We start from the raw sequence: 25014 nt of genomic DNA, 5'->3' as shown, positions 1-25014 counted from the left end.
ACACATGCCCCCGGCGGGCGGCGTCACGCGTCCCAGACGGGCGGCTTCCGGTCGGTCCAGGGGCGGGCCTCCTCCAGTTGCGCCGCGAGGGAGATGAGCGTGCCCTCCCCGCCGAGCCGGCCCGCGAGCATGACCCCGATCGGCAGCCCCTCGGCGTTCCAGTGCAGCGGGACGTTCACCGCGGGCTGCCCGGAGATGTTGTAGGCCGCGCAGAACGGCGTGAAGTGCTTCTGCCGCTCGAAGTTCTCCGCGGGCTCCTGGTCGTGGAAGTACCCGACGGGCACCGGCGGCCGCGCCAGCGTGGGATGCAGGATCGCGTCGAACGCGTCCATCACCGGGAACGCCGCCCGCATCGCCGCCTGCAACTGGGCGTGCGCCTCGAACAGGGCGGGCGCCGAGGTGGCCCGCCCCCGCTCCCGCAGCCAGCGGGTCAGCGGCTGGAGGCGGTGCTCCTGGTCCTCCGCGACGGGCGTGAGCGTGGCCATGACGCCCCACAGCAGCTCGAAGTGCGGGACGAGCTCCGGACCGAAGACCGGCGGCAGGTCCACGACCTCGTGGCCGAGCTCCTCCAGCAGCGCGGACGCGTCCTCGTAGGCCGCGACGCAGTCCGGGTGCACCTCCGCGCCCGGGACGGCGGGCTGCCGGTTCCGCGCGATCCGCAGCCGCCCCGGCGGCCGGTCGGCGAACGACAGGAACGTTCCCGCCACGGGCGGCGCCGCGTAGAGGTCGCCGGGCATCGGGCCCGCCATCACGTCCAGCAGGAGCGCGGCGTCGCGGACGGTCCGCGCGATGGGGCCGTTGGTGGACAGCCCGAACAGGTCGGGGATGATCGGCCCCTGCGAGATCCGGCCGCGCGTGGGCTTGATCCCGAAGAGGCCGCAGACGCTGCTCGGGATGCGGATCGACCCGCCGCCGTCGCTGCCCTGGGCGGCCGGCGCGAGCCCCGCCGCCACCGCCGCGGCGGCGCCGCCGCTGGAGCCGCCCGCCGACCGCGTCAGGTCCCACGGGGTGCGGGCGGGCGGCGCGACGGCACTTTCGGTGTAACAGGGAAGTCCGAATTCGGGGGTCGCGGTCTTACCGAGGAGGACAGAACCCGCTTGCCCCAACAGGGACACGACGTTATCGTCCGCGAAGCCCGTCAGATCGGCGAAGACGTCCGAGCCGAAAGTCATCCTGACGCCGTTCACCATGTTCAGGTCCTTGACCGGAACCGGCACGCCGTGCAGGGGCGGCAGGTCAGCGGGGTCCACCGCGTCCAGGACGGCGCGCTCGGCGAGCTTGGCCTCCGCGCGGGCCCGCTCGGGGGTCACGGTCACGTAGGCGCCGACCTGCGGGTCCAGGCGCTCGATGCGGTCGAGGTAGTGGTCGGCGATCTCGACGGGCGACAGCTCGCGCGCCCGGATCGCCCCGGCGAGTTGCATGACGCTCAGGTCGTGGGTATGAGTCACAAGGCGGAACGGTAGACGCCGGACGCACAAGCATCAAAGATGATAGAGCGGCACATAATCTACCCGCCTGCCGCGGCGGTGAATCACGCGCGCCCGGCGACAAAAGTATTAACCCGGCATGACTAGTCGCCAACCGTAGGAATGATTACTCTGCGCACGGAGGATCATGCCCCCGATGGGAAAGGAATACGGAGCGTCACTCATGGCGATCATGGAGCGGGGCAAAGGGCAGGAATCGCGAGACCACCCGGGGGACGAGACGGAGGAGTCGCGTGACCGTCCGTACGGCACGCCGGTGAAGGAGGCGGCCGAGGAGCGAACCGGCGGGGCGCTGCTGAGCGACCCCCAGATCCGCCGGTGGATGTGGCGGATCGGCACGGCGATCGTCGTCGGCCTGGCCTGCACCCTGGTCGTCGGCGTGCGGCTCGGCCTCACCGCCGCGGTCCTGGTGGTGATCGTCGACACCGTCCGCCGGGCCCGCACGCAGTCCAGCGTCTCGGCCTGGCAGAAGTCGTCGGCCGCCGAGCGCCGCACCGAGAAGCAGCTGAAGTCCCTCCAGCGCAACGGCTACCTCGTGCTGCACGCGCGGGCCGTCCCGCGCGACGACGAGGGCGTCAGCGACGGCCAGATCGACCACCTCGTGATCGGGCCGAGCGGCGTCTACGCGATCGACTCCGAGAACTGGGACAAGCGGCTGCCGGTGCGCACGATGTCGCACCTGAAGCTCTTCCACGGCCCCTTCAACCGCAAGGACCGGCTGGACGAGGCGCGCTGGGAGGCCGAGCAGGCCAGCCGGATCATCGGCGGCGCGGTCGGCTTCGAGGTGCCGGTGCAGCCCTCCGTGGCCATCTACGGCCCGTCCATCCCGTGGAAGGTCATGCGGGTCAGGGACGTGGACGTCTACGCCGGCAACCGCGCGCGCGCCTACCTGCGCCGCCGGCCGAAGATCCTCACCGACGCCGACGTCGAGCGGATCTTCCAGGCGGCCGAGAAGGCGCTGCCGCCGAAGTACCCCGACTGAGCGCACGCGGGCGGCCCCGGGCCGCCCGGCACGGCTCGACGACGAGCCCCGGACCACCGGGCCCCGCGGGCGCCCGGCATTCGGAGGGGCACCTCGCCGCCCCCGCGGCGCAGGTGCCGCCTCCGCTCTTCCGTGATCACGCGTTCCCGCGATCACCCCTCCCCGCGGTCGCGCCGCCCGAGCATCCGGCGCCGTTGGGTAGCATCGAACGACAGGGCCGACCCCGCACGATCTCCGCTGAGCCGGCCGCAGCGCCGCGAACCGCCGCTGCCCCGTTCCCGTCGCGCGGCCCGATCGCCGCACCCCGCTCCCCGCCCGACCGGCGCCGGCGCGGTCGTACGATCGGAAGTCACGGCACGCCACAGGTCAGAGAGGTTCCGAGATGCCCGCCCTCAGGTCACGCACGGTCACCCACGGCAGGAACATGGCGGGCGCCCGCGCCCTCATGCGGGCCAGCGGCGTCGAACGCGAGGACTTCGGGAAGCCCATCGTGGCCGTGGCCAACAGCTTCACCCAGTTCGTGCCCGGCCACGTCCACCTGGACCAGGTCGGCAAGGTCGTGGCCGGCGCCGTCCGCGAGGCCGGCGGCGTCCCCCGCGAGTTCAACACGATCGCCGTGGACGACGGCATCGCGATGGGCCACGACGGCATGCTCTACTCGCTGCCGTCCCGCGAGGTGATCGCCGACGCGATCGAGTACATGGTCAACGCGCACTGCGCCGACGCCCTCGTCTGCGTCTCCAACTGCGACAAGATCACCCCGGGCATGCTGCTGGCCGCGCTGCGCCTCAACATCCCGACCGTGTTCGTCTCCGGCGGCCCGATGGAGGCCGGCAAGCCGGTAGAGGGCGTCATGGGCGGCAACAAGCTCGACCTCATCGACCCGATCATCGCCTCCGCGGACGACTCGGTCGCCGAGGACAAGCTCCTGGAGATGGAGGAGAGCGCCTGCCCGACCTGCGGGTCCTGCTCGGGCATGTTCACCGCCAACTCCATGAACTGCCTCACCGAGGCGATCGGCCTGGCCCTGCCCGGCAACGGCACCGTCCTCGCCACCCACACCGCCCGCCGCCGCCTCTACGAGGACGCCGGCCGCGCCGTGGTCGACATCGCCCACCGCTACTACGACGGCGACGACGCGTCCGTGCTGCCGCTCAGCATCGCCACCGCCGACGCGTTCGAGAACGCCATGGTCCTGGACGTGGCCATGGGCGGCTCCACCAACACGATCCTGCACCTGCTGGCCGCCGCGCACGAGGCCGGCGTGGACTTCGGGCTCAAGGAGATCGACGAGCTGTCCCGCCGCGTCCCCTGCATCTGCAAGCTCGCCCCGGCCACCGGCAAGTACCACGTCGAGGACTGCCACCGCGCGGGCGGCATCCCCGCCCTGCTCGGCGAGCTCGACCGCGCGGGACTGCTGAAGCGGACCGTCCACTCGGTCCACTCCGCGTCCCTGGAGGAGCACCTCGCCAAGTGGGACGTCCGCTCCCCCGACGTCCTCCCCGAGGCGGTGGAGCTGTTCCACGCCGCGCCCGGCGGCGTCCGCACCACGTCGGCGTTCAGCCAGAGCGCCCGCTGGGAGGAGCTCGACCTCGACCGCGCCGAGGGCTGCATCCGTGACGTGGAGCACGCCTACACCGCCGACGGCGGCCTCGCCGTCCTGCGCGGCAACATCGCCCCCGACGGCGCGATCGTCAAGACCGCCGGCGTCGACGAGGAGCTGTGGACCTTCACCGGCCCCGCCGTCGTCTTCGAGAGCCAGGACGACGCCGTCGAGGGCATCCTCAGCGGCAGGATCAAGGCGGGCGACGTCGTCGTGATCCGCTACGAGGGCCCCAAGGGCGGCCCCGGCATGCAGGAGATGCTCTACCCGACGAGCTTCCTCAAGGGCCGCGGGCTCGGCAAGGCCTGCGCGCTCATCACCGACGGCCGCTTCTCCGGCGGCACGAGCGGCCTGTCCATCGGCCACGCCTCCCCCGAGGCCGCGGGCGGCGGCATCATCGCCCTCGTCGAGGACGGCGACCGCATCGTGATCGACATCCCGAACCGGGTCCTGGAGCTGGACGTCCCGGCCGACGAGCTGGAGATCCGCCGCGAGAAGCTGCTCGCCGACCTCGGCGGCTACCGCCCCCGCGACCGGCACCGCCCCGTCAGCGCCGCGCTCCGCGCCTACGCCGCCATGGCGACGTCCGCGTCCACCGGCGCCGCCCGCGACGTGAGCCAGCTCGAACGCTGACCGCGCGCTACCTCCGACGTAATCGCCACCGTTCCCTCCCTCGGGCAGAGTGAGTGACGTCAAGCCGGGCCCGGCCGATCCGGACGGGCCCGGCCACCACTCCCCGAGGAGGCTCGAATGACCGCCTACGCCCTGGCCTACATGCGCCCGCAGCCGCCGCTCCACGACGACGTCTTCACCTACATCGAGCGGATCCAGGACACCATGGACCCGTTCGGCGGCCGGTTCCTCGTCCACAACACGCAGGCCGAGGTGCTCGAAGGCCCCTTCGAGGGCGCCTACGTCCTCATCGAGTTCCCCGACATGGAGCAGGCCCGCGCCTGGTACGCGTCGGACGCCTACCAGGAGATCCTGCCCATGCGGACCGACCACATCGAGGGCACCACGGTCCTCCTCCGAGGCGTCCCGGACGGCTACGACCCCACCGCGACCGCGAAAGCGATGCGCGAAGCCCAGAACGCCTGAGGCGTCAGGAGCAGCAGCCTCCGCCGCAGCAGCCGCCTCCGGCGGACGGCGGCGGGGACGCGGGGGCGCCACCGCGGGACGTGCCGGTGACGGCGACCGTGGACAGCAGCTTGACCGTGTCGGCGTGCCCGTCCGGGCACGGCGCCGGATCCGAGGCGTTGATCATCGGGCGGGAGACCTCGAACGTCGACCCGCAGGCGCGGCAGCGGTAGTCATAGCGTGGCACGCCTCCAGGATACGGCTCAGGCGGCCGGTTCCGAGACGTACGCGGCCCACTGCGGGTCGCCGTCGTGGACGATGCCGATGAGCCGCCAGTGCGCGCCGCGGGGCACGCCGGGCGTGATGCTGAGCGTCCAGCCCAGCTCCTCCAGCAGCCGGTCGGCCTTGCGGTGGTTGCACGTCATGCAGGACGCGACGCAGTTCTCCCAGACGTGCTTGCCGCCGCGGCTGCGCGGATGGACGTGGTCGATCGTCTCGGCGCGGCGGCCGCAGTAGACGCAGCGGAAGCTGTCGCGGCGCATCAGCGCGGCGCGGGTCAGCGGCACCCGCGTGCGGTACGGGATCCGCACGTAGCGGCGGAGCCGGATCACCGACGGCACCTCGATCGCCATCGTCGCCGAGTGCAGCACCGCGCCGGAGGTGTCGTGGTGGACGATCTCCGCCTTGTCCCGGAGCACGAGGCAGACGGCCCGCCGCAGCGGCAGCGTGGTGAGCGGTTCGTAGGTCGCGTTGAGGAGGAGGACCTGTCGCATCAGACGGCCTCCGCCGGGCACCGTCGTCCGTTGGCCTCGGCGGACGCGGCTGAGCGCGCCTCCCACCGAGGCCCGATTATTGTCTCCGGCACCTGCGCACCCGCCATGAGGTCCTCCTCAGGGGCGAACCGACCCGAAATCAGTGTGGCCTCTGAGGAGCCCGTTCGCTACCCCAATAATCCCCATCCGGACGCCTGATCGAACGCGAACAACACGCCCGGTACCTGCCGGAGCGGGTCGGAGGGCCTCCCTGGCGGCCGGAGCGGACCATCCCCGGAGCCCAATACAGTTCACAGCATGACCGGAATGCCGTACCCGCCCGCGCCGCGCCAGGACATCGTCGAGGAGATCCACGGGCACCGGGTCGCCGACCCGTACCGCTGGCTGGAGGACCCCGACAGCGCCGAGACCAAGGAGTGGCTCGCCGGACAGGACGAGCTGTTCCACACGATCCTGGACGCGCTGCCCGGGCGCGACCGGCTGCGGCGGCGGCTCGGCGAGCTGCTCGGCGCGGGCAGCGTCGGCTCCCCCGTCTGGCGCGGCGAGCGGCGCTTCTTCACGCGGCGGACGGCCGAGCAGGAGCACCCCGTCCTCTACACCGTCGACCCGGACGGCACCGAGCGGGTGCTCATCGACCCCATGGCCCTCGACCCCGACGGCACCACCACCCTGGACGGCTGGCAGCCCGACAAGGAGGGCCGCCTCCTCGCCTACAAGGTGTCGACCGGAGGCGACGAGGAGTCGCTCCTCTACGTGCTGGACGTCGCGACGGGCGAGCTGGTCGAGGGCCCGATCGACCGGGTCCGCGAGTCGTCCGTCGCGTGGCTGCCCGGCGGCGAGGCGTTCTACTACGCCCGCCGGCTGCACGCCCGGGACGTCCCGCAGGGCGAGGAGCAGTACCACCGCCGCGTCTACCTGCACCGGCTCGGCACCGAGCCCGACAGCGACGACGTCCTCATCTTCGGGGCGGGCCGGGACAAGACCAACTACTACGGCGTCGGGGTCAGCCGCGACGGCCGCTGGCTCACGATCTCCTCGTCCCAGGGCACGGCGCCGCGCAACGACCTGTGGATCGCCGACCTGTCCGCCTCGCCGCCCGAGAAGCCCGAGATGCGTCCCGTCCAGGAAGGCGTGGACGCCGGGACGGGCCTGCACGTCGGCCGCGACGGGCGCGCCTACATCTTCACCGACCGGGACGCGCCCCGGTCGCGGCTGTGCGTCGCCGACCCGTCCGACCCGTCGTACGAGACGTGGCGCGACCTCGTTCCCGAGGACCCCGAGGCCGTCCTGACCGACTTCGCGATCCTCGACGGCCTCGACCGGCCCGTCCTCCTGGCCGGATGGACCCGGCACGCGATCAGCGAGATCACCGTGCACGACCTCGGCACCGGCGAGCGGCTCGGCACCGTCCCGACGCCCGGCCTCGGCTCGATCGGCGGGATCATCGAGCGGCCCGAGGGCGGCCACGAGGCGTGGTTCGGCTACACCGACAACGTCACGCCGTCGTCGGTCCTCCGCTACGACGCGCGCACCGGCGAGACGACGCTGTGGGCGTCCGCGCCGGGCGCCGTGGAGGTCCCCGAGATCGAGACCCGCCAGGTGGCCTTCGCCTCGGCGGACGGCACCGAGGTCCGGATGCTGGTCGCGTCCCGTCCCGGGCTCTCCGGCCCGCGCCCGGCGATCCTCTACGGCTACGGCGGCTTCAACATCGCGCTGACGCCCGCGTACTCGGCGAGCATCCTGGCCTGGGTGGAGGCGGGCGGCGTGTACGCCGTCGCGAACCTGCGCGGCGGGTCGGAGGAGGGCGAGGAGTGGCACCGCGCGGGGATGCGGGAGCACAAGCAGAACGTGTTCGACGACTTCCACGCCGCCGCCGAGAAGCTCGTCGCCGACGGCCTGACCACCCCGTCCCAGCTGGCGATCTCCGGCGGCTCGAACGGCGGGCTGCTGGTCGGCGCCGCCCTCACCCAGCGCCCCGAGCTGTACCGCGCGGTCGTCTGCTCCGCGCCGCTGCTCGACATGGTCCGGTACGAGAGGTTCGGGCTGGGGCAGACCTGGAACGACGAGTACGGCACGGCGGACGACCCCGAGGAGTTCGGCTGGCTGCTCGGCTACTCCCCCTACCACCGCGTCCGCCCCGGCACCGCCTACCCGGCCGTCCTGTTCACGACGTTCGGCAGCGACACCCGGGTCGATCCCCTGCACGCCCGCAAGCTCTGCGCCGCGCTCCAGCACGCGACGACCTCGGACAACCCGGTCCTGCTGCGCAACGAGGCCGACGTGGGCCACGCCGCCCGCTCGGTGAGCCGCTCCGTCGCGCTCATGGCCGACACGCTGTCCTTCATGGCCGCCCAGACCGGCCTCGACCTGTCCGGAGAGGACTGACGCGCGGCAGGCGGCGGGTGCGGCTGCCGGGCCGGAATTGACGCGTGTTCTAATTGCCGGATGAGCCCTTCGAGAGTGCGGGTGTCCGCTCTGGACCGGACCATCGGCCTGCTCAAGGAGCCGCCCGCGAGCCCCGACGCGTCCGCCGGTTACCTGGACCTGCTCGGCCCCGCCGCCGAGCCGCCGCCCTCGCTCGCGCAGTCGATGATGCGGTCGACGTTCCTGCCGCGGATCTACGAGCGCGTGTGGCGGCCCGTCGGGTTCAACCTCGCGAAGGGCTGGCCGCTCGGCCCGGACACGGCCGCCGAGCAGGCGACGGCCCGGGACTGGCTCGGGCTGGCGCAGCCGGCCGACACCGCCAAGCCGTCCGCGACCGTCCTGGACGTGGCGTGCGGCCCGGGGAACGTGACCCGCGCCCTCGCGGCGGGGGTCGGGGAAGGCGGTCTCGTCGTCGGCCTCGACGCCTCGGAGACCATGCTGGCCCGCGCCGTCGCCGCCCGGAACGGCTCCGGCGACGGAGAGGTCTGCTACGTCCGGGGCAACGCCGTCGACCTGCCGTTCCGGGACGGGACGTTCGACGCCGTCTGCTGCTTCGGCGCGCTGTACATGTTCGACGACCCCTGGGGCGCGCTGGACGGCATGGTTCGCGTGCTCCGTCCCGGCGGACGTCTGATCATCCTGACCTCGCGGCGTCCCGTCGCGCTGCCAGTCTCCCGCCTCACCGGCGAGGTCCTGCGACGCGCCGCGGGCTTCACCGTGTTCGGCGACCGAGAGGTCACCAACGCCCTCACAAGCCGCGGCCTCACCGCCGTCCGCCAACACCGCTACCCGCTAATGCAACTGGTAGCCGGCACCCGACAACCCCCAGCAAAACACCCCTAGCCCACCGCTCCACACCCGCCCACACGACCCGCCCCGCGCACACCCACACGACCCGCCCCGCGCACACCCGCGGCACCCGGCCTGCGGCCTTCCACGTGACCCGGCCCGCGTGCGTCCGGCCGCCTGCGTCCGGGGCGCGCTCAAGTACGGGGGGCGGCTTGCTGGGCGCGTCGAGCAGCCCGGGCCGCGGGGGTCGCGTTGCGCCGCGCCGCTGACGCGAGGCCGCCCGCGGCCCAGGGTCTCAAGGCGTGTCCCCGCCTGCCGCGGTGCCGGGCGCCGGGCCCGGGCACCGCTCACGGCGGGAAGCCCGTGGGACACGTCCTAGCGGAGGGGCTTCTCCAGGTAGATGTTCACGATGCCGCCGATCACCTCGCGGCGCGTCTCCGTCCAGCCGAACCTGCGGTAGAGCGCGAGCGCCGGCTTCTGGAGCTCGGTGGTGTCGGCGCGCAGGATCCGGTAGCCGTACTCGGCGGCGCGCTGCTCCAGGGCGGCGACCACGGCGGCGCCGTAGCCGCGGCGCTGCACGGCGGGCAGGACGCGCAGGCGCACCATCTCGACGGCGTCGAGCACGGGCGCGCCGGGCGCGTACCCGCCGAACGCGCGGGCGCTGCCGCCGGGGACGAGGTCGGCGCGGCGGAGGCCGCCCATCGCGACGATCCGCCCGCCGGACTCGCCGACGAGGAACTCGCCGTCGTTGCGGAGATAGATGTCCTCCATCCGGAAGAAGTCGTGGTCGTAGTAGACGCCGTCGCCCGGCCGCAGGCCCACCTGGGCCAGCCCTTCCCTGTGCAGAGCGAGGACGGTGGCGTGGTCGCTGGTGCGGTAGCGGCGGAGCCGGAGGTCGCCGAAACCCCAGACGGGCGGCTCGTTCTGGAGCCGCACCAGCGTGCGGGCCCCCGCGCCGTTCACCGCGCGGTCCTTCCCGTGCCGGGCGCCGCCGGGGCCGCCCGCGGGCGGCCGGTGGTCCCGTCCGTGGGCGCCGTCGGGCATGCCCATGGCCGCTCAGACCTGCTCGGACGGGGGACCGGGCTGCTCGGCGGTGGGGCTGGTGACCCAGGGGCCCGCGAGCGCCTCGTTGAACTCCTTCAGCCTCGGGATGTCGCCGTGCCTGGCCGACACGGCCGCGCCGATCTGGCGGGCCCGGTGGACGAGGATGTCGGAGCGGTGGTCGGGCGGCAGGTCGAGGATGGCCTCCTGCCCGGCGGACAGCGCGGCGTCGGGATGCCCAGCGTGCAGCTTGCACATCGCCCGGTCGAGGCGCACGAGGGTGAGGTCGACCCGGTCGGTGGGCGCGTACAGGGTCAGCGCGTGGCTCAGCACCTCGTCGCCGTGCTTGTGGTCGCCGAGGTTCGTGAAGGTGTCGCCCTCGTAGAACGCCATCTGGCGGTCGGTGAAGCCGAAGACGAGGTCGCTGGTGTCGGCCTTGGAGAGCTGGTCGAACACCGAACGGCCCCGCACCAGGGCGCGCCGGGCGCTGGGCGCGGCGTCGCCGCGTCCGCGCATGGCCAGCATCCCGAGGGCGCGGGCCTCCACGGCGGGCGCCATCGCCGCCGCCACGCCGGGGGTGCGGCCCGCGAGGTCCTGCGCCTTGCGGGCCAGGTGGAGCGCCTCGCGCGGGTCGCCGTAGTACATCGGCACGAGCGACTCGCGGACGGTCACCCAGGCGCGCAGCTGCCGGTCGCCGGTCTCGTCGGCGGCGGTCCGCGCGGTGCGGAAGAACGAGCGGGCGAGCCGGTGGTCGCCCAGATTGATCATGATCAGGCCGGACAGCCCGGACAGCTGCGCGGCGATCCGGCACAGCCGCTCCTGGAGCTCGACCGGCTGGCGCTTGTCGCACATCCGCCGTACCTCGCTGAAGTCCAGCAGCACGTCGCACAGCATGCGCAGGGACGGCGTGGCCTGGTACTGCTGGCCGTAGCCGTAGGTGGTCTCCTCCCACTGGTCGAGCATGGTCGGCGAGACGGTGGCGCCGACGAGCGTGTCGTCCATCTTGCGCCTGAGGTTGTCGACCGCCCCCAGGAACTGACCGTCGAGCGCCACGCCCGCTCCGGCCAGAAGTTGCAGAAGGGTCCTACGAAGCACGATGTCCTCCTCTCCCACATCAATGGACAGGGGGCCGTCGGCGCGGTCGAGGCCCCGTTGGTCGTTGACGGTGACCCAGGGCCGCTCCTCGGCCCTGGTGATGATCGCCCCGACGAGCGGGGCGTCCGGTTCGCGGACGTGCGGACGCTCCGGTGCCCGCGGCTGCGGGACGGGGGCGGCGCTCACACGGACCGCGTGGCCGCGTCCGCAGATGCAGGGGCTGCGGAACCCCAGGACGTCGGGCTCGACCCGGTACACGGCGCAGAGATAGTGCAGGTACTCGGGACCGGGCCTCTTGTACCCGCTCTCGTAAGCCGACAGCAGCGTCTCCCCGAGCCGGGGCGGCGGCTTGCCGTCGATCTCGTACAGCGCCCGGACCTGCGCCACGATGTCGGACAGGGCGACGCCGTGGGCCAGCCGGTGCGCCTTGACGCGGCTGGTCCCGAACAGGGGGCCGCACTGCTCGTGGATGTCCTGCGCGATCTCCACGGGACACCGCCCTCGGGCAAGGCCGTGCGCGCGGATCCGGCGAGCGACGTCCGTTTCCTTCCGAGGGGGGTCCGACATGGGTTCCGGCCTCCTCACCGCTGGGCGGGGACGTTCCCCCCGGGGGAGGGGCGACGCTCCTGCACGGCGACCGGTAACTGGATGGACACGACAGATAATCTCTCGCGCACGCAGCGTAACCCTGTCACCGGGGCCGGCCAAGCGGTTCAACCCAATTGAGCAGGGCCTGGGGTGCGTCCTCGCCCCCCAGGGTAGAGATTCTTCCTCCGCCGGGGAAAAAACTCGCTCCGAGGTGGGGTAATCCGGTACTCCGCCGCACCGCGCCGCCCTTGACCCGGGACCGTGAGAGTTGCAATTCTCGCCGCGAGTAACGAAACGAATCCGCAGAGTGGATCACAGCAGGCTCGACCGGCGGGCGGCCGCGCACCGCGGGCGGTTCCGCGGGGTCGGCCGAGCAGTCCTCGGAGCACGAAGGACAGAGGGGGTGCGCAGGTGGTCAGCGACAGACGCGTCGGCTACCTCCAGGAGCTGGAGCACGAACTCGACACGCGGGGGCTGGTCGCCCGCGTCGTACGGACCCGGTCCGGGCCGGCGTTCCTGCGCGTGGTGAACCCGGCGGCGGCGAGCCTCGCCGAGGACGTCACGTGCGCGCCGGCGCCCGAGTCCCGCGACCACTACTTCTGGTGGTCCTGGGGGGAGCTCATGCACCGGGTCGACGACCCCGGCGGCGCCGCCCTGAAGCTGGCGCACGTGCTGCAACCGCTGCAACGGCTCCAGGGCCGCGACGCGCCCTCGGGCTGCGACACCCTCCCGTCCCGGGACGCGCATCCAGGCAGGGACCCGCATCCGGGCAGGGACGCTCGCCCAGGCCGCGACACGCTCCCCAGTAGAGACGCTCGTCCGGGCAGGGACGCGTTCCCCGCCCGCGACGCCCTTCGGCGGCGGGCCGGCCGCTCCTGAGACCGGGCGTGCCCCGCGGACCGCGGCCGGAACGGCGCGGCAGCCGCGGACCCCGCGGGGCACGCCCGCCTGATCAGCCCCTCCCCGGCCAGGCCGCGCCGCCTCGTCCGGTGGCGTACGAACCGGTCGTTCCCGTCCCCTACGATCGGGCTCGTACCCGCCGCAGGTCCACGGCGAGGTGTCCTGACGCCCACAACGGCCGGGGAGGGTCTGCCCGATGTCGCTCGTGCTCGGACTGCTGCCCTGGGCGGAGAAGGGCACGCCCGAGGTCGCGTGCAAGGACGACACGCCCACCACGGCGTGCAGGCTCGTCTGGAACATCTCCCGCGACACCGGGTTCACCTCGTTCTACGCGACCTGGCTCGACAAGCCCATCGCCACCGCCTTGATGATCATCTTGACCTTCGTGGTCGCGCTGATCGTCAAGAACGTCGTGCACCGCGCGATCACCAGGGTGACGCTGCGGATGGCCGAGGGCACGATGTCGGAGCGGGTCAAGGAGCGCTCCCGCACCGTCTTCGACGGCAGCCCCGCGCTGCTCAACCAGCGGCGGGCCCAGCGCGCCAAGACGCTCGGCTCGGTGCTGCGCTCGATCTCGTCCATCATCATCATGGGCACGGCCGCGTTCACCATCCTCGGCTCCCTCGGCCTCAACCTCGCGCCCATCCTGGCCAGCGCCAGCGTCATCGGCGTCGCGGTCGGCTTCGGCGCCCAGAACATCGTGAAGGACTTCCTCGCCGGGCTGTTCATGCTCCTGGAGGACCAGTACGGCGTCGGCGACATCATCGACGTCGGCAGCGCCAAGGGGACGGTGGAGGCCGTCACCCTGCGGGTCACCCGGATGCGCGACGTCAACGGCGTCGTCTGGTACGTCCCGAACGGCGAGATCAAGAAGGTCGGCAACGAGTCGCAGAACTGGGGCCGCGCCGTCCTCGACATCCCGGTCGACATCCACGAGGACACCGAGAAGGTCAAGGACCTCCTCCAGGCCGCCGCCGACGAGATGGCCGCCTCGCCCGACTGGGACGACCTGATCCTGGAGAAGCCGTCCGTGTGGGGCGTCCAGGCGCTCGCCGGCGACGCGATCGTGATCCGCGTCGTCCTCAAGACCGCCCCGGGCAAGCAGGGCGACGTCGCCCGCGAGCTCCGCGAGCGGGTGAAGCGCGCGTTCGACGAGGCGGGCGTCTCGGTCGCCACCCCCGCCGCCACCTGATCACATAGGCTGGGGACGCTATGGCTGAACCCGAACAGGTCACCTTCTACGAAGCGGTCGGCGGCGAGGAGACGTTCCGCCGCCTGGTCCACCGCTTCTACCAGGGGGTCGCCGAAGATCCCGACCTCCGCGCCCTCTACCCGGAGGAGGACCTCGGCCCCGCCGAGGAGCGGCTCCGGCTCTTCCTCATCCAGTACTGGGGCGGGCCGAACACCTACAGCCGGCGCCGCGGGCACCCGCGGCTGCGCATGCGGCACGTCCCGTTCGTCATCGGCGAGGCCGAGCGCGAGGCGTGGCTGCGGCACATGCGCGTGGCCGTCGACGAGCTGGAACTGCCCGAGCAGCTGGAGAAGATGCTCTGGGACTACTTCACGATGGCCGCGCGCAGCATGGTGAACGCCCCGACATAAGCGGGTAGATCGCCCTGTATGACGACCCCCTGGTGGCGCAACGCCGTCGTGTACGAGATCTACGTCCGCAGCTTCGCGGACTCGGACGGGGACGGTGAAGGCGACCTCCAGGGGATCCGCTCCCGCCTCGGCCACCTGCGCGACCTCGGCGTGGACGCGCTGTGGCTCACGCCCTTCTACACGTCCCCGCTGGCCGACGGCGGCTACGACGTGGCCGACTACCGCGACGTCGACCCCCGGTTCGGCACGCTGGACGACTTCGACGCGCTCGTCGCGGACGCGCACGACCACGGCCTCCGGGTGATCGTCGACATCGTCCCGAACCACACCTCCGACCGGCACCCGTGGTTCCGGCAGGCGCTCGCCGCGCCGTCCGGCTCCCGCGAGCGCGCCCGCTACATCTTCCGCCCCGGCAAGCCAGGCCAGGGTCCCGGTGAGGAGGACCCGCCGAACGACTGGCCGTCGGCGTTCGGCGGCCCCGCCTGGACGCGGCTGCCCGACGGCGAGTGGTACCTGCACCTCTACGCGACCGAGCAGCCCGACCTGAACTGGCGCAACCCCGAGGTCCGGCACGAGTTCGAGGAGATCCTCCGCTTCTGGCTCGACCGCGGCGTCGACGGCTTCCGCATCGACGTCGCCGCCGGCCTCGTCAAGGACGAGTCGTTCGGCGACCTCGCCGGACGCAGCCGCCGCGCCGCGAACGGCCCGATCTACAGCCGTCCCGAGGTCCACGAGATCTACCGCGCGTGGCGGCGCATCCTCAACGGGTACGAGGGCGAGCGCATGGCGATCGGCGAGGTCTGGACGGACGGCCCCGAGGACCTCGCCCTCTACCTCCGTCCGGACGAGCTCCACCAGGTCTTCCAGTTCGACCTGCAACTCGCCCCCTGGTCCGCCGCCGCGTTCCAGGACGTGGCGAAGGCGGCGATCAAGGCCGTCGAACCGACCGGCGCCGCGCCGACCTGGGTGCTGTCCAGCCACGACTCCGTCCGCCACCTCACCCGCTACGAGCAGCCGGAGGGCATCCCGGGCGTCGAACTGGCCAGGGCGAGGGCGGCGCTGCTGCTGCTCCTGGCGCTGCCCGGCTCCGCCTACCTGTACCAGGGCGAGGAACTGGGCCTGCCGGAGGTCGTCGACCTGCCGGACGACGCCCGCCAAGACCCCATCTGGAAGCGCAGCGACGGCGGCCAGATCGGCCGCGACGGCTGCCGCGTGCCGCTCCCGTGGTCCGGGAAGGCCGAACCGTACGGCTTCTCCCCCAAGGGCGTCCGCCCCTGGCTCCCGATGCCCGCCGAGTGGGCCTCGCTGACCGTCGAGGCCCAGGAGGGCGACCCGGCCTCGACCCTGTCCTTCTACCGCGAGGCCCTGGCCCTGCGCCGCCGCCTGCTCGCGGAAGGCCTGCCGGAGGACCTGGAGTGGCTCGACTCCCCCGAGACCGCCCTGTTCTTCCGGCGCGGCCCGCTCACCTGCGCACTCAACTGCGGCGACAACCCGGTACGCCTACCCGCCGGGCGTCCGCTGCTGACGACCATCCCCCTCTACGGCGACCTACTCCCCGGCAACGCGGCCACCTGGCTAACAACCCCCTGACCAGCAAGCCTGCGCGCCGCTGCTCACACCAACTGACCTTGGCCCGCGTCTGCCGGAGGCGTGCCCGCCCTCTCCTCGACTCCGCTGAGGAGAGGGCGGGGTTGGCCGCGCTCCGCACGTCCGCCGGGCGGCACGGTGTGATGTTCGGCGTGTGCCGCCCGGGACGCGGCTACAGCGGCGGGCGCTGGAGCAGCAGCGGGTCGTCCGCGGTCACCGACATCGTCTTCAGCGACTTCGCGCCGGGCTGGACGTTCGCCCAGCGCAGGACGTCAGCGGTCGCCTTGGCCTTCTGATCGTCCGGCAGCTTGGCGATCAGCCGGCCGCTGTGGTTCATGCCGGGCGCGGTGTAGACGGCCGAGTCGCGGCTGCCCTTCCCGAGCCGGAACCGCTCCGACCCCCACGGGTCGTTCGCGCCGTACAGGAACAGCATGTGGCTGCCGTGCGCGCGCACCCAGCCGTCGATGTCCCGCATCGCCCTGCCGCCGTCGAACCGCATCGGGATGTCGCGCGGGACGTAGGTGCGCGGCTGGTAGCTGCGCTCGTAGCGCAGCAGCGGCCGCAGGTTCGTGAACTGCGGCGTGGGCCAGCCGAGCTGCGTGCCCGCCTGGTAGTAGTACGGGATGTAGGGGGCGAGGCCCTGGTCGGTGTAGAACGACAGCCCGGAGATGTTGTCGAGCGTCCCGTAGATCTCGTCGTCCGAGGCGTTCACCGCGGGCAGGCTCGCGCAGTCGGACTGGAGGCTGTACTGCCAGAAGCCCCACTCGTAGTCCATCACCGAGTTCTCGAACGCGCGGTCCGGCGTCTTGAGGATGGTGAACGTCCAGCCGTTCTCCGCGGCGGCCGCCTTGAACCGCGTGAGCATCGCCGGACGGCGCTTCAGGAACTCCCGCGCCAGCGCCTTGACATGGGCACGGCACTGGGGGTCCGTCCCGACGGTCTTGAAGAACCTGTCGTAGGCGCTGTCCTCGTTGTTCACCACGTCGTTCGGCGCCACGTACACGACGCTGCCGTCGACGTCGTTCGGGTAGAACCGCTTGTGGTAGACGGCGGTCATGCCGCCCTTGCTGGCGCCCGTCGAGATCCACTTCGCCTTGTAGATCTTCTTGAGCGCGCCGATCAGCCGGTGCTCGTCCGTGGCGGCCTGCCAGATCGTGTCCTTGCGCCAGTCCGTCGGCTCCGGCCGGGACGGGGTGAAGTACCGGTACTCGACCGAGATCTGGTTGCCGTCGACCAGCGCCGTCGGCTCGGACGTGAACATCGTCTCCGGCGTGTTGTAGCCGCTGGTGTAGAGCACCATCGGCCGGTCGGAGGACTTGTGCTGGAGCATGATGCGCTGCTCGAACCACTGCCCCTTGGGCTTGGTGTGGTCGACCGGCTGGCGGTAGCTGAGCCAGAACCACCGGTAGCCGGGCAACGTGGAGGCCTTCTCCGTCACCTGCATGCCCGGGATCGCCTTCAGCTGGGCGGCGATGTCGTCCGCCCGCGCGGTGACCCCGGCCTGCGCCGCGGTGGCGCCGGTCCCCGTCAGTCCCGCGGCGATCAGCAGTGCCATCGCTCCTCGTGAGACGCGCCGCATTGTGCCCCTTTCACGTGGGATCTCCACATTTCGCGTCGCGACCCTAGAGGGAGAAGTAGGGCGAAAACGGATCTCTGTCGCGCTTGTTACCGACCCGTGACGACTCGGTGGTCATCCCCCACAACAGACACGCCACAACACGCCCCGCCTCCAACACCCTCCGACCACACGCAGACGGGCGAACGCACTGATACGAGGGGGCCCACCGGAGACGAACGGCCACGCCCAGCCAGGCAACCGCCCCCAGACACACGACCGCGGCGGGCGCACCCACACAGCCGGACGCGCGGACGGGCGGCGCGCCTCAAGCGAGCAAACGTGTACAGACAGCGGACCGTTGAGCAAGCAGGCAAGCTCCGGGCGGGGCACCCCACCTCCGGCGGGAACAATCCGCCTCCGGCGGAGATGGTGCACCTCCGGCGAGGCTGGTGCCCTCCGGCGGGGGGATGGTGCGCCTCCGGCAAGGCTGGCGCGCCTCCGGCAAGGCTGGCGCGCCTCCGGCGGGGATGGCGCGCCTCCAGCGGGATGGTGCACCTCCGGCGGGGATTGGTGCACCTCCGGCGAGGATGTACGCCTCCGGCAGGGATGGCGCGCCTCCGGCGGGCGCCTCCGGGCAACTTGGCGCGCGCGGCGATGAGCAGGTCGCCGCCCAGAGGGCCGGGGGCGTCTTCGGCGGCCCGGTATGACGGCTTAGACGGGCGGGTGTGTGGGGTTAGGCGGTCGAGTGTGTGGGATTAGGCGGGTGGCGGGTGTGTGGGATTAGGCGGGTGGGAGGAGGGCTATGCCGTCGTCCCAGGGGGCCAGGCGCTCGAAGATGCGCTGGTCGTGCCAGCGGCCGTCCACGTGGATGTGGCGGCGCGCCGTCCCGATGGCCATGAAGCCGTTCCGCTCCAGCACGCGCTGGGACGCGTGGTTGTCGACCCGGGTGAACGCCTCCACCCGGTGCAGGCGCATCACCCGGAACGCCACGTCCAGCGCCTGCCGGACGGCCTCCGTCGCCACGCCCTGCCCAGCGTGCGCGCGCGCCACCCAGTAGGCGACGAAGCAGCTCAGCAGTGGCCCCCGCAGGACGTTGTTCAGGGTGATGCGTCCGACGATCTCACCGTCCCGCAGGACGACGGCCGGCCACATCTCACCGGCACCGTGCGCCTCGCAGAGGTCTCCGATGTTCTCCCGCTGCCCCTCGACGGTGAAGTACGCGTCGCCGCGCTCCGGCTCCCACGGCCGCAGGTACGCGCGGTTCTCTTGGTAAAGCTCGGCGAGGGCCTCGGCGTCCGACGGTCGCACGACGCGCAGCTGGACGCGCGATGGCGTCCGCGCGGGCTCATCCGGCGTGGGATCGTCCGTCCGAACGGAGCCGAAGGCCGCTCCGAAGGCGGCCCCGGACGCGGTTCCAAGGCTCGCGAACGGGACGAGCGGATCGTGCGGGTCGCCGTCGAGGGCGGGGCCGGTGACCGCCGTCATGCCGGCGGCGCCAGATAGCGGCCGATGAACTCCCGCTCCTCCGGCGTGAAGCGGCGCAGCCGGTTCGCCTCCACATCGAACGCCACCAGCGTCGACGTGGCCGTGGCGTAGACGTTCTCGTCGTCCCGCACCTCGTAGGCGAGCTTGAACGAGGCGGCCCGGGCCTCGGTCACCCACGTTTCCACCCGGATCGGGTAGACGGTCGGCAACAGCGGCAGACGGTAGTCGATCTCGTGCCGGGAGATCACCATGCCGCGGACGGGCTGCTCGCCCTTGCGCACCGGGTCGCCGTGGAACATCTCAAGCCGCGCGTCCTCAAGGTAACCGAGGAACTTGACGTTGTTGACGTGGCCCTGGGAGTCGATGTCCCCGAAGCGGATGTTGAACTCATAGACGTGCCGGTACTCGGCCGCGGGCAGGTCGGTCTGCTGCATGTCCTCGCCTGGGAGTCGGGTGACGGGGGGATTCCGCCGGTGCGCCCGATGCTACCCGGAGAAGATTTCCGCCCCGTTCCATCCCCTCGCCACCCGCCTCCATGCGGAACACACGACGAGCACCGCACACGAACGCCACGTGAGAAGGGGCACCTACGAGCAACCGCGCACAAACAACCGCGCACGAACGACCGCGCACGCGGGGCCGTGCGCGCACAGCCGCGCGAGAAAAGGCGTCCGCGAACGTCGCGCCCGAAGGGCCGCCCGCAAACGGCCCCGCACGAACGGCCCCGCACGCAGCGCCGTTCGGGAAAGGCTGCGTGAACAGAGGCGCCCGCGCACGCAGCGCCGCGCACGAAGCGCCTTGCGTGACCAGCTGCGGGAGTAGCAGCGCCCCCAACGGGGCCGTGCACGCAGCGTCGCCCCCGAAGGGCCGCGCACGAAGGGCCGCGCACGAAGGGCCGCGCACGAAGGGCCGCGCACGAAGGGCCGCGCACGGAGGGCCGCCCGCGAATGACCGTGCCGTGCGCTAACGGCCGGGCATGAAGGGCTTTAAGGGAGGGTTTGTGCGGAAGGGCCGTGGGGGCGTTTGCCCGCACGGCCCTTCAGGCCGCTTGGATCCGGCCCGGTAGCCGGGACGGACCGCCCGTCACCGGGTGAGCTTGCGGTGCGTCACGCGGTGCGGGCGGGCGGCGTCGGCTCCGAGCCGTTCGATCTTGTTCTTCTCGTAGTCGGCGAAGTTCCCCTCGAACCAGAACCAGTTCGAGCCCTCCTCCCACGCCAGGATGTGCGTGGCGATGCGGTCGAGGAACCACCGGTCGTGCGAGGTGATCACGGCGCAGCCGGGGAACTCCAGCAGGGCGTTCTCCAGGCTGGACAGCGTCTCGGTGTCGAGGTCGTTGGTCGGCTCGTCCAGCAGGAGGACGTTGCCGCCCTGCTTGAGCGTCAGCGCCAGGTTCAGCCGGTTGCGCTCACCGCCCGACAGGACGCCGGTCGGCTTCTGCTGGTCCGGACCCTTGAACCCGAACGCCGCCACGTACGCGCGGGACGGCATCTCGACCTGGCCGACGTTGATGTGGTCCAGGCCGTCCGAGACGGTCTGCCAGACGGTCTTCTTCGGGTCGAGGCCGCCGCGGCCCTGGTCGACGTAGGAGATCTTGACGGTGTCGCCGACCCGCAGGGCGCCGGTGTCCGGCTGCTCCTCGCCGACGATCATCCGGAACAGCGTCGTCTTGCCGACGCCGTTCGGGCCGATGACGCCGACGATGCCGTTCGGGGGCAGGTTGAACGACAGGTCGTCCATGAGGAGCCGGTCGCCGAAGCCCTTGCCGAGCCCGTCCGCGACGATCACCGTGTTGCCGAGGCGGGGCCCCGGCGGGATCTGGATCTCCTCGAAGTCGAGCTTGCGGGTCTTCGCCGCCTCGGCCGCCATCTCCTCGTAGCGCTCAAGGCGGGCCTTGCTCTTGGTCTGCCGCGCCTTCGGGTTGGAGCGGACCCACTCCAGTTCCTCCTGGAGGCGCTTCTTGCGCTTGGCGTCCTTGTTGCCCTCGACCTTGAGCCGCTCGGCCTTCTTCTCCAGGTACGTGGAGTAGTTGCCCTCGTAGGGGTGGCAGCGGCCCCGGTCGAGCTCCAGGATCCACGTCGCCACGTTGTCGAGGAAGTACCGGTCGTGGGTGACGGCCAGGACGGTGCCCTCGTACTTGGCGAGGAACTGCTCCAGCCACTGCACGCTCTCGGCGTCCAGGTGGTTGGTGGGCTCGTCCAGCAGCAGCAGGTCGGGGGCCTCGAGCAGCAGCTTGCACAGCGCGACGCGGCGGCGCTCACCACCGGACAGGGTGGTCACGTCGGCGTCGGCCGGCGGGCAGCGCAGGGCGTCCATCGCCTGTTCGAGCTGGCTGTCGAGGTCCCACGCGTTGCGGTGGTCGAGCTGCTCCTGGAGCTTGCCCATCTCCTCCATCAGCTCGTCGGAGTAGTCCGTCGCCATCTTCTCGGCGATCTCGTTGAACCGGTCGAGCATCGCCTTGGTCTCGGCGACGCCCTCCTCCACGTTCCCGAGGACGGTCTTCTCCTCGTTGAGCGGGGGCTCCTGCTGGAGCATGCCCACGGTGTACCCCGGCATCAGCCGCGCGTCGCCGTTGGACGGCTGCTCGAGGCCGGCCATCATGCGCAGCAGCGTCGACTTGCCGGTGCCGTTCGGCCCCAAAACGCCGATCTTGGCACCGGGAAGGAAATGCAGGGTGACGTCGTCCAGGACGACCTTGTCGCCATGTGCCTTGCGCACACGCTGCATCGTGTAGATGTACTCGGCCATATGTTAAAGACTAGAGGGTCGCGGGCACCGCTTGGTCGCACGAACCCACGCCCGCCGCGCCTCAGCTTCCGGACGGTTCCGGGCCGTCCACCGCGGGCAGGCAAACGCGGTCCCTCCCGGACGCCTTCGCCCGGTACAGGGCCAGATCGGCGGCGGTCAGCAGCTCGATGAGGTCCTGCCCGTGGGTGCGGAACAGCGAGACCCCCACCGACACCGTGACGGTCACCGTCCCCTCCTCCGCCGGCACCGCGAGCCTCCGGACGCGGCCCCGGAGCCGCTCGGCGACCCGGCACGCCTCGACCGTGTCGGTGCCCGGCAGCAGCACCACGAACTCCTCGCCGCCGAACCGCCCGACCACGTCGTAGTCGCGCAGCTGATGGCACAGGGTGCTCGCCACACCCACCAGCACCTGATCACCGACGAGATGCCCGTGGGTGTCGTTCACCCGCTTGAAATGGTCGATGTCGATCAGCAGCAGCGCCAGCGGATCGTCCGACCGGTGCGCCCGCGACAGCTCGGTGTCGGCCTCCCGCTGCCAGGCCGCCGCGTTCAGCAGCCCGGTCTTCGCGTCCGTCCGCGCGGCGGCCTGGAGCTGCTGATGCATCAGGCTGCGCTGGAGCAGCACCACCGGCGGCAGGGCCAGCAGCAGCATCCCCAGCGTCAGCGAGCTCGACACGGTCACGAGAACGCCGACGCAGAGGTCGACGACGTCCAGCAGCAGGCTCTCCCGGTTCCACAGGACCTCCCGCCAGCGGCTCTCGGGGTTCGCCGCCCGGGCCGCGACCGCCACCAGGGCCGTGTTGACCACCGTGAACAGCGCCGCGCACGCAACGGCCGCGGGGATCCCAGGCCATGCGTGCAGGGCCCACTGCGGGGTGCCGTCCAGGGGATGCGGCACCACCATGTGGAACACCGCGGACGCGCACGCCCCGGCGATCCCGTAGGCCGAGGCGACCAGCACCCGCCGGTAGACGAGCGTGCGCCGCACCCGGAACTGCAGCAGCGCCTGCAAGGGCACCGGCATCAGCAGCGCGTACACCGGCGGCAGCAGCAGCGCGACCGGCAGCCACCACGACGACAGCAGGTCGCGCGCCACGCCCGCAGGCATGCCGAGCCGCCGCGTCGCCTCGATGCACACCGCCCCGCAGGCCAGCAAAGCGGCAAAAGTCAGTAGATCATTGACCCGGAGGGCGGTGCCGGCGAGCGCCGCGACGGTGAGCCCGAGATGGACGGCGACGACCGCCGGCACGTACACCACGAGGAGGCGCGGACGCCCCGAAAGCACGCGGCGCCGGGGCCTGCGGGCCAGCTCCCCGCCCCGATCCTCGGCGGACGACTGCACTGCCGTCATCCTTCCCCCTTACACGCATCACGTTGTGTAACACGATAGTTGCAACGTGTGCGGAGTGGGCGGGAAACCGGTACCTTCGGTAAGGCACATGCAGATGACCGTTTCGGGCATCTGGCCAGGGCACGCGACGGCGCGGACCACAGCGCATCCGAGGGGGGAAACACCATGCGCGGCGTTTCCTGGATCTAAGGCTGTATTTTTTGCATTGCCCTCGGCGTCAAGCTCTAGCGCCCCCTGTGTTGATCGCAGCGTCCCCCACGTCAGACGCTGGCGCCCTCCGCGCCGATCGCAGTGCCCTCCACGTCAGACGCCAGTGCCCTCTGCACTGATCGCAGTGTCCTCCGCATCAGGCGCTGGCGCCCTCTGTTTGATTGCAATGTCCTCCGCGTCAGACGCTGGCGCCCTCTGCGCCGATCGCAGTGCCCTCCACGTCAGGCGCTAGTGGGCCTTCCTTCCACGGACAGTGCGGCGATCGCTGTGCTTATTGCGTCGCCCCTGGCGTCAGGCCCCAGCGGGCCTTCCTTCAACGGGCGTCCCGGCGATCGCTGTGTTCAATGCGTCGCCCTTGGCGTCAGGCCCTGGCGGGCCTTCCTCCAACGGGCGGCGCGGCGATCGCTGGCATCGCTCCGGCTCGCCTGGCGGCTCACTGCGCGATCAAGTTCTCGCTTCGCTCGAACTTGGCTTCGCACGCGATCGCAACGCCAGCCGTCTCCAGCGCCTCGACAAGGCCGAACACTTGTCAGCACGCGGGAGGCGCCCGCCTTCGACATCCCGGTCTCCACACACGCAACTCAAGCCACCACCTCTCGTATCCCCGCCCTCTCGGACGCTTCGGGCACCCCCACCACCCACCTCGCGTCCAGCCACCCGCCTCCCGTCCAGCCACCCGCCTCCCGTCCACCGCCCGCTTGACGTCCACCCGCCCGCCTCACGTCCAGCTACCCTCCTCCCGTCCACCGCCCGTTTGACGTCCACCCGCCCGCCTCACGTCCAGCCGCCCGCTTGACGCCCAGCCGCCCGCTTGACGCCCAGCTGGCCGCTTGACGTCCAGCTGGCCGCCTTCCCGTCCGGACGGGAGCGTCGCGCATCGAGGGCCGAGCGGTTCGACATACTCCAAGCTCGCCTCCGTCGGGAACGTCGTTGTCGCACGCACGCCACGCGTGCAGCCGCCCGTCCAGAGTTGATGCGCCTCCCTACCCAAGCCCGCCCCTCAGGGATCTTGTTGCGGCGCCGCACGCCACGCGTGGAACCACCGTCCGTTCGGAGGTCGAGCGCCTTGAGATACGCTCCAGCTCACCCCTAAGGATTCTTCTCGTCGCGCCGCACGCCACGCGTGGAGCTGCCCGTCCAGAGGCCGAGCGCCTTCATACCGCCAAGCCCACCTCCATGGGGATCTTGTTGGCGCGGCGCACGCCACGCGTGGAGCTGCCCGTCCAGAGGCCGAGCGCCTTGAGCTATCCCCCCAAGCCCAACTGTCGGGGATCTTGCTGCGGCGCCGCACGCCATGCGTGGAGCCGTCCGGAGGTCGAGCGTCTTCGTACCTCCTAGCCCGTCCCCTCAGGGAGCTTGTTGGCGCGGCGCACGCTGCGCGTGGGGCTGGCCGTCCGGAGGTCGAGCGTCTTGACGTATCGTCGGATCCACCTCCTTGGGGATCTTGTGCGGCGCCGTACGCCGCGCGTGCAGTTGCCCGTTCGCTAGCCAAGTTGCGCTTCAGCGCCGACCGGCTCCAGTACTGCGTCGGGCTTTACCGTCTGCCTCTTTTGGTCGCTTTCGGGTCGTTTGTTGTCGCAGTGTCGGAGTGGGTGCAGTTGGCGTGTTCTTGAGTCGCTGTGCTGCAACGTTGCGTCTCGGCGCCATCGCTCGCGGCATCCGGCTCGGGTGCTTGGTGATCTTGCCTGGTGTTGGTGCCTTCGCTTGCCGTTTCGGG

19 protein-coding genes are annotated in these 25014 nt (G+C 71.6%); 9 read left to right on the top strand and 10 right to left on the bottom strand.

Annotated elements, in window-relative coordinates:
• Nucleotides 1-23: 23 nt before the first annotated feature.
• Nucleotides 24-1448: an amidase gene (locus E1300_RS12585; protein WP_242619114.1), complete on the bottom strand. Its 1425-nt coding sequence runs from the start codon at nucleotides 1446-1448 to the stop codon at nucleotides 24-26.
• Nucleotides 1449-1650: 202 nt separating this feature from the next.
• On the opposite strand from E1300_RS12585, the gene E1300_RS12580 reads away from it, so the two are divergent.
• The 3 genes from E1300_RS12580 to E1300_RS12570 all read left to right on the top strand — a co-directional run bounded on the left by E1300_RS12580 (nucleotide 1651) and on the right by E1300_RS12570 (nucleotide 5170).
• Nucleotides 1651-2469 carry a nuclease-related domain-containing protein gene (locus E1300_RS12580; RefSeq protein WP_242619113.1) on the top strand — a complete coding sequence of 273 codons (819 nt, stop codon included), beginning with the start codon at nucleotides 1651-1653 and terminating at the stop codon, nucleotides 2467-2469.
• A 382-nt stretch (nucleotides 2470-2851) separates the two neighbouring features.
• Nucleotides 2852-4705: a dihydroxy-acid dehydratase gene (ilvD, locus tag E1300_RS12575; protein ID WP_131757155.1), complete on the top strand. Its 1854-nt coding sequence runs from the start codon at nucleotides 2852-2854 to the stop codon at nucleotides 4703-4705.
• 117 nt (nucleotides 4706-4822) lie between these two features.
• Nucleotides 4823-5170 carry a DUF1330 domain-containing protein gene (locus E1300_RS12570; protein ID WP_131757154.1) on the top strand — a complete coding sequence of 116 codons (348 nt, stop codon included), beginning with the start codon at nucleotides 4823-4825 and terminating at the stop codon, nucleotides 5168-5170.
• 4 nt (nucleotides 5171-5174) lie between these two features.
• Here the strand turns inward: E1300_RS12570 and E1300_RS12565 are convergent, their stop codons facing one another.
• The gene (locus tag E1300_RS12565) at nucleotides 5175-5396 is read right to left on the bottom strand and encodes an FmdB family zinc ribbon protein (protein ID WP_131757153.1); all 222 of its coding nucleotides are present in this window, start codon (nucleotides 5394-5396) and stop codon (nucleotides 5175-5177) included.
• A 16-nt stretch (nucleotides 5397-5412) separates the two neighbouring features.
• Nucleotides 5413-5922, bottom strand: coding sequence for an HNH endonuclease (locus E1300_RS12560; protein WP_131757152.1), 510 nt, complete (start codon nucleotides 5920-5922; stop codon nucleotides 5413-5415).
• A 297-nt stretch (nucleotides 5923-6219) separates the two neighbouring features.
• On the opposite strand from E1300_RS12560, the gene E1300_RS12555 reads away from it, so the two are divergent.
• Together E1300_RS12555 and E1300_RS12550 are read left to right on the top strand one after the other, a co-directional pair.
• Entirely contained in the window at nucleotides 6220-8307 is a 2088-nt protein-coding gene (locus tag E1300_RS12555) for a prolyl oligopeptidase family serine peptidase (protein ID WP_131757151.1), read from the top strand.
• Between the two features lie 60 nt (nucleotides 8308-8367).
• Nucleotides 8368-9189 carry a class I SAM-dependent methyltransferase gene (locus E1300_RS12550; protein ID WP_131757150.1) on the top strand — a complete coding sequence of 274 codons (822 nt, stop codon included), beginning with the start codon at nucleotides 8368-8370 and terminating at the stop codon, nucleotides 9187-9189.
• A 321-nt stretch (nucleotides 9190-9510) separates the two neighbouring features.
• On the opposite strand, the gene E1300_RS12545 is transcribed toward E1300_RS12550, so the two are convergent.
• Both E1300_RS12545 and E1300_RS12540 read right to left on the bottom strand, forming a co-directional pair.
• The gene (locus E1300_RS12545; RefSeq protein ID WP_242619112.1) at nucleotides 9511-10185 is read right to left on the bottom strand and encodes a GNAT family N-acetyltransferase; all 675 of its coding nucleotides are present in this window, start codon (nucleotides 10183-10185) and stop codon (nucleotides 9511-9513) included.
• Nucleotides 10186-10191: 6 nt separating this feature from the next.
• Nucleotides 10192-11760, bottom strand: coding sequence for an NsdA family TPR-like regulatory protein (locus E1300_RS12540; RefSeq protein ID WP_131757149.1), 1569 nt, complete (start codon nucleotides 11758-11760; stop codon nucleotides 10192-10194).
• Between the two features lie 510 nt (nucleotides 11761-12270).
• Here E1300_RS12540 and E1300_RS52385 point away from each other — a divergent pair.
• The 4 genes from E1300_RS52385 (at nucleotide 12271) to E1300_RS12520 (ending at nucleotide 15951) form a co-directional block, all read left to right on the top strand.
• Nucleotides 12271-12738 carry a hypothetical protein gene (locus E1300_RS52385; RefSeq protein WP_242619111.1) on the top strand — a complete coding sequence of 156 codons (468 nt, stop codon included), beginning with the start codon at nucleotides 12271-12273 and terminating at the stop codon, nucleotides 12736-12738.
• A 217-nt stretch (nucleotides 12739-12955) separates the two neighbouring features.
• Nucleotides 12956-13951: a mechanosensitive ion channel family protein gene (locus E1300_RS12530; RefSeq protein WP_131757148.1), complete on the top strand. Its 996-nt coding sequence runs from the start codon at nucleotides 12956-12958 to the stop codon at nucleotides 13949-13951.
• A gap of 20 nt (nucleotides 13952-13971) precedes the next feature.
• On the top strand, nucleotides 13972-14361 hold the full coding sequence (locus E1300_RS12525) for a globin (protein ID WP_131757147.1): 390 nt from the start codon (nucleotides 13972-13974) through the stop codon (nucleotides 14359-14361).
• A gap of 18 nt (nucleotides 14362-14379) precedes the next feature.
• Entirely contained in the window at nucleotides 14380-15951 is a 1572-nt protein-coding gene (locus E1300_RS12520; RefSeq protein WP_131757146.1) for a glycoside hydrolase family 13 protein, read from the top strand.
• 169 nt (nucleotides 15952-16120) lie between these two features.
• Here the strand turns inward: E1300_RS12520 and E1300_RS12515 are convergent, their stop codons facing one another.
• The 5 genes from E1300_RS12515 to E1300_RS12495 form a co-directional block, all read right to left on the bottom strand.
• A complete protein-coding gene (locus E1300_RS12515; RefSeq protein WP_207399677.1) occupies nucleotides 16121-17503 on the bottom strand; it encodes a S28 family serine protease in 1383 nt (460 codons plus the stop codon).
• Between the two features lie 783 nt (nucleotides 17504-18286).
• Nucleotides 18287-18991 (bottom strand): GNAT family N-acetyltransferase, encoded by a 705-nt coding sequence (locus E1300_RS12510; RefSeq protein ID WP_207399676.1) that lies wholly within the window; start codon nucleotides 18989-18991, stop codon nucleotides 18287-18289.
• On the bottom strand, nucleotides 18988-19425 hold the full coding sequence (locus tag E1300_RS12505; protein ID WP_131757144.1) for an acyl-CoA thioesterase: 438 nt from the start codon (nucleotides 19423-19425) through the stop codon (nucleotides 18988-18990). The genes E1300_RS12510 and E1300_RS12505 overlap by 4 nt, the downstream gene beginning before the upstream one ends.
• Before the next feature lie 649 nt (nucleotides 19426-20074).
• Complete coding sequence (ettA, locus tag E1300_RS12500; RefSeq protein WP_131757143.1) at nucleotides 20075-21736, bottom strand: energy-dependent translational throttle protein EttA; 1662 nt, start codon at nucleotides 21734-21736, stop codon at nucleotides 20075-20077.
• A 61-nt stretch (nucleotides 21737-21797) separates the two neighbouring features.
• Nucleotides 21798-23087 (bottom strand): sensor domain-containing diguanylate cyclase, encoded by a 1290-nt coding sequence (locus E1300_RS12495; protein ID WP_131757142.1) that lies wholly within the window; start codon nucleotides 23085-23087, stop codon nucleotides 21798-21800.
• Nucleotides 23088-25014 lie beyond the last annotated feature (1927 nt).

Source organism: Actinomadura fibrosa (assembly GCF_900659615.1).
In the GTDB taxonomy this organism is placed as follows: Bacteria; Actinomycetota; Actinomycetes; order Streptosporangiales; family Streptosporangiaceae; genus Spirillospora; species Spirillospora fibrosa.
Note: the sequence above shows the minus strand (reverse complement) of the source record. Positions and strands in the feature narration are given on the sequence as shown.

Bases quoted from the DNA above. Each gene is read 5' to 3' on its own strand.
- E1300_RS12550 (WP_131757150.1), top strand. From the start codon at position 8,368: ATGAGCCCTTCGAGAGTGCGGGTGTCCGCTCTGGACCGGACCATCGGC.
- E1300_RS12555 (WP_131757151.1), top strand. From the start codon at position 6,220: ATGACCGGAATGCCGTACCCGCCCGCGCCGCGCCAGGACATCGTCGAG.
- E1300_RS12525 (WP_131757147.1), top strand. From the start codon at position 13,972: ATGGCTGAACCCGAACAGGTCACCTTCTACGAAGCGGTCGGCGGCGAG.
- E1300_RS12515 (WP_207399677.1), bottom strand. From the start codon at position 17,503: ATGGCACTGCTGATCGCCGCGGGACTGACGGGGACCGGCGCCACCGCG.
- E1300_RS12530 (WP_131757148.1), top strand. From the start codon at position 12,956: ATGTCGCTCGTGCTCGGACTGCTGCCCTGGGCGGAGAAGGGCACGCCC.
- E1300_RS12570 (WP_131757154.1), top strand. From the start codon at position 4,823: ATGACCGCCTACGCCCTGGCCTACATGCGCCCGCAGCCGCCGCTCCAC.
- ettA (WP_131757143.1), bottom strand. From the start codon at position 21,736: ATGGCCGAGTACATCTACACGATGCAGCGTGTGCGCAAGGCACATGGC.
- E1300_RS12520 (WP_131757146.1), top strand. From the start codon at position 14,380: ATGACGACCCCCTGGTGGCGCAACGCCGTCGTGTACGAGATCTACGTC.
- E1300_RS12495 (WP_131757142.1), bottom strand. From the start codon at position 23,087: ATGACGGCAGTGCAGTCGTCCGCCGAGGATCGGGGCGGGGAGCTGGCC.
- E1300_RS12545 (WP_242619112.1), bottom strand. From the start codon at position 10,185: ATGGGCATGCCCGACGGCGCCCACGGACGGGACCACCGGCCGCCCGCG.
- E1300_RS12580 (WP_242619113.1), top strand. From the start codon at position 1,651: ATGGCGATCATGGAGCGGGGCAAAGGGCAGGAATCGCGAGACCACCCG.
- ilvD (WP_131757155.1), top strand. From the start codon at position 2,852: ATGCCCGCCCTCAGGTCACGCACGGTCACCCACGGCAGGAACATGGCG.
- E1300_RS12505 (WP_131757144.1), bottom strand. From the start codon at position 19,425: ATGCAGCAGACCGACCTGCCCGCGGCCGAGTACCGGCACGTCTATGAG.
- E1300_RS12510 (WP_207399676.1), bottom strand. From the start codon at position 18,991: ATGACGGCGGTCACCGGCCCCGCCCTCGACGGCGACCCGCACGATCCG.
- E1300_RS12560 (WP_131757152.1), bottom strand. From the start codon at position 5,922: ATGCGACAGGTCCTCCTCCTCAACGCGACCTACGAACCGCTCACCACG.